The sequence below is a fragment of the Micromonospora sp. NPDC047753 genome (genome assembly GCF_040642735.1).
Classification (GTDB): Bacteria; Actinomycetota; Actinomycetes; order Mycobacteriales; family Micromonosporaceae; genus Micromonospora.
The window spans coordinates 1-3844 of record NZ_JBEYSL010000580.1; the positions used below are offsets into that span (position 1 = coordinate 1).

Annotated in this window: 3 protein-coding genes and 1 pseudogene; all 4 read right to left on the reverse strand. The window is 72.4% G+C overall.

What is annotated here, in order from left to right:
- Positions 1–151 precede the first annotated feature (151 nt).
- A complete protein-coding gene (locus ABZ749_RS31250) occupies positions 152–1036 on the reverse strand; it encodes an acyl-CoA thioesterase II (RefSeq protein WP_357234102.1) in 885 nt (294 codons plus the stop codon).
- Positions 1033–2481 (reverse strand): pyruvate kinase, encoded by a 1449-nt coding sequence (gene pyk / locus ABZ749_RS31255; protein WP_357199496.1) that lies wholly within the window; start codon positions 2479–2481, stop codon positions 1033–1035. Before pyk ends, ABZ749_RS31250 begins: the two co-directional genes overlap by 4 nt.
- A gap of 270 nt (positions 2482–2751) precedes the next feature.
- Entirely contained in the window at positions 2752–3708 is a 957-nt protein-coding gene (locus ABZ749_RS31260) for a BBE domain-containing protein (RefSeq protein ID WP_357234104.1), read from the reverse strand.
- A 55-nt stretch (positions 3709–3763) separates the two neighbouring features.
- Positions 3764–3844, reverse strand: a pseudogene (locus ABZ749_RS31265) (siderophore-interacting protein); the annotation flags it as partial.

The following is a 3844-nucleotide window of genomic DNA, read 5'->3' on the forward strand; positions in this document are numbered from 1 at the left end:
CGTTGCCAGTGGACACAGGCGTTCTCCGCAGTTGGCCCGGCGTGGCCTCCAGTTGCCTGGCGGGGACGAGCGACATGCTCCCGGGCGGGCCGATCGACACGCTGCCGGGCGGGCCGATCGACACGCTGCTGGGCGAGGTCGAGCGACAGCGTCAGGCGCCGACGCGGCGCAGCAGACCCTCCTGGACGGCGCTGCCGATCTGCCGGCCGTCCGTGGTGAACATCCGGCCGGTGGCCAGCCCGCGCGCCCCGGACGCCGACGGGCTCAGGCAGTCGTAGAGGAACCACTCGTCGGCCCGGAACGGCCGGTGGAACCACAGCGCGTGGTCCAGGCTCGCACCGACCAACCCGCCCGGCCCCCACACCTCGCCGTGCGCGGAGAGCACCGAGTCCAGCAGGGTGAGGTCCGAGGCGTAGGTGAGCGCGCAGGCGTGCAGCAGGGGGTCGTCAGGCAGTTTGCCGTCGATGCGCATCCAGACGCGCTGGTGCGGGTCGGCGGGCCGGTCGCCGGGGCGGACCCAACCGGGCTCACCCACGTAGCGCACGTCGATCGGTCGTGGGATCTGGCCCCAGATGCCCAGCCGCTCCGGGTAGCGGGAGAGCCGGTCGGCCATCGTCGGCACGTCCTGCGGCGGGGGTACGTCCAGCGGGACCGGAACCTGGTGGTCCAAGCCCTCCTCGGCCCGCTGGAACGACGCCGACATGAAGAAGATCGGCTTGCCGTGCTGGAGGGCCACCGCGCGGCGGACCGAGAAGGACCGGCCGTCGCGGATGTTCTCCACCTCGTACGCGATCGGTTCGACCGGGTCGCCGGGGCGGACGAAGTAACCGTGCAGCGAGTGCACGAACCGCTCCGGATCGACGGTGCGGCCGGCGGCGACCAGTGCCTGACCGGCGACCTGGCCGCCGTACACCCGTTGTGGGCCGACCTGGGGGCTCATCCCCCGGAAGGTCATCTCGCCGGTCGGGTCGAGGTCCAGCACCTCCAGCAGCTGGTCAACCGCCGCCTGGCCGACCGCGACCCGACCGTCGCTCACTGCAGGGCCCGCGCCGACGCGGCGTCGACCAGCGAGCCGAGCTGGTGTACGCGCAGCGTGTTGGTCGAACCGGGGGTGCCGGGCGGGCTACCCGCCACGATGACCACGTAGTCACCGGGGTTGGCCCGGTCGAGGCCGAGCAGCGCCTGGTCGACCTGGCGGAACATGTCGTCGGTGTGCTGCACGAACGGCATCAGGAAGGTCTCCACGCCCCAGGTGAGGGCGAGCTGGTCGCGCACCTCGGGGACCGGCGTGAAGGCCAGCAGCGGCAGGTCGCAGTGCAGGCGGGACAGCCGTCGCACGGTGTCGCCGGTCTGCGAGAATGCGACGAGCGCCTTGGCGTTGATGGCCCGGGCGATCGACGAGGCGGCCACCGTGAGGGCGCCACCGTGGGTACGCGGGTCGTGCTGCAGGCGCGGCACCCCGATGGAACCGGCTTCGGTGGTCGTCACGATCTTGGCCATGGTGCTGACGGTGAGCACCGGATACTTGCCGACGCTGGTCTCGCCGGAGAGCATGACCGCGTCCGCGCCGTCGAGCACCGCGTTGGCGACGTCGGAGGCCTCCGCGCGGGTGGGGCGGGAGTTCTCGATCATGGAGTCGAGCATCTGGGTGGCCACGATGACGGGCTTGGCGTTCTCCCGGCACAGCTGCACGGCGCGCTTCTGCACCAGCGGGACCTCGTCCAGCGGCATCTCGACACCGAGGTCACCGCGGGCGACCATGACGCCGTCGAAGGCCAGCACGATGGCCTCCAGGTGCTCGACCGCCTCCGGCTTCTCGACCTTGGCGAGCACCGGCCGGAACACGCCTTCCTCGGCCATGATCCCGTGCACGAGCTTGATGTCCTCGGCCGAGCGGACGAAGGAGAGCGCCACCAGGTCGACACCGAGACCGAGGGAGAAGCGCAGGTCCTCGGCGTCCTTGTCCGACATGGCGGGCACGCTGACCGCCACGTTGGGCAGCGACACGCCCTTGTTGTTGGAGACCGGGCCGCCCTCGGTGACGAGGCAGCGGATGTCGTTGCCGGTGACGTCGGTGACCTCGACGGCGACCCGACCGTCGTCGATCAGCAGGCGGTCACCGGGCTTCACCTCCTGCGGCAGCTTGCGGTAGGTGCAGGAGACCCGCTCCTTGGTGCCGAGGACGTCGTCGCCGGTGATGACGACGGTGTCACCGGTGCGCCACTCGTGGGGGCCGTCGGCGAACCGACCGAGCCGGATCTTGGGGCCTTGCAGGTCGGCGAGGACGGCGACCGGCTTACCCGTTGCCTCCGACGCTTCCCGGACGAGTCGGTAGACCGCCTCGTGGTCGGCGTGACTGCCGTGGCTGAAGTTGAGCCTCGCCACGTTCATGCCGGCCTCGACAAGACCCCGGATGCGCTCCGGGGACGAGGTGGCGGGACCCAGAGTGCAGACGATCTTTACGCGGCGTGTCACGCCCATCAGGCTAGTCTCTCCTTCAGGTCGGACTCGGGGCCGACCCCTTGCAGGCAGCGGAACAGTTGTCCAACGACGCGCGGCGCGCGTCGGGCCGGCGGGCGGAACCGCACCGGGAACGTTGTGGCGACGGGCATCAGCGACCGCGCGCCGGGAATCGTACGCCTCCGTCGGCGTGCGCTGTCGGGGTGCTCCCGGCGGCGGCTCATTCCGGGTGCCCCGGGGGCGGCAGGCGGCGGCTCGTTCCGGGTGCCTCGGGATACCGCTGGCGGTTGCTCATTCGGGGTGCTCCGGGGGTGGCAGGGTGGGCACCGCGTGCAGCAGGTGGCGGGGGTCGTAGCGGCGCTTGGCCCGGCGCAGCCGTGCCCAGTTCGCGCCGTACGCGAGCCGGACCCGGTCGGTCTCCTCCGGGGCGAGCAGGTTGGGGTAACCGCCGGGCAGGGCGTGCGTGGCGAGCGCCGCGGAGGTCCGCTCGGCCCACTCGCGGTGCGGACCGGCGGCATCGCCGGGCGCCCACACGGCGATGATCTCGGCCATCAGGTGATCGGTGCGCAGCCCGAACGCCGTGTCGGCGGAGCGGACCCGGGTGGCCGCGCCGTGGAAGTGGTGCACGGCCAGCGCGGAGAACAGCGAGGTGACCTGCCGGGCCGCGTCGACGAGCGTGTCCACAGCGCCGTCGGTGAGCGCGGGCAACCACCGGGTCCGCAGCAGGTAGTGGTTGCCGTCGACCATCCCACCGTCGAACATCCGCAGCGCGTCCGCGTACGGCATCGGGCCGATCTGGTCGACCAGTGGGGTGCCCAGCGCGCGCAGCCGGTCCATCCACGGCGCCCCGGCGTCCAGGTCTGAGCCGCTGTAGAACGGGCAGACGAAGATCACCGGCTCGCCGGCCGGGCCGGGCAGGAAGCCGGCCATCACGGTCAGCTCGTCCGGAGCCTCGGCGACCAGCGCGCCGTAGCCGCGCAGCACGGCCGGCGCCTCGGAGAGCGCGAACATGATCATCCCGGCCAGTACGCCGGGCAGCCGGTGCGCGCGGAAGCGCAGCTCGGTGACGATGCCGAGGTTGCCACCGCCGCCACGCAACGCCCAGTAGAGCTCGGCGTCGTGCCGGGAGTCGGCGGTGACCCGGCGGCCGTCGGCGAGAACCACCTCCGCGCCGAGCAGGTTGTCCAGGGCCAGACCGAACCGGCCGCACAGCGGGCCGTACCCGCCGGCGAGGGTGAGCCCGGCCATCCCCACGGCGCCGACCACGCCGGTGGGGACCACCAGGTCGTACTCGCGGGCGGCGGCGAGCACCCTCGTGGGCGTACTCCAGCCACACCGTCGCCGGGATGTCGGCACCGGCGTCGAGCAGGCTGTTGACCGCGGG

Coding starts and splice junctions, on each gene's coding strand:
- ABZ749_RS31260 (WP_357234104.1), bottom strand. CDS start 3,708: ATGGCCGGGCTCACCCTCGCCGGCGGGTACGGCCCGCTGTGCGGCCGG.
- pyk (WP_357199496.1), bottom strand. CDS start 2,481: ATGGGCGTGACACGCCGCGTAAAGATCGTCTGCACTCTGGGTCCCGCC.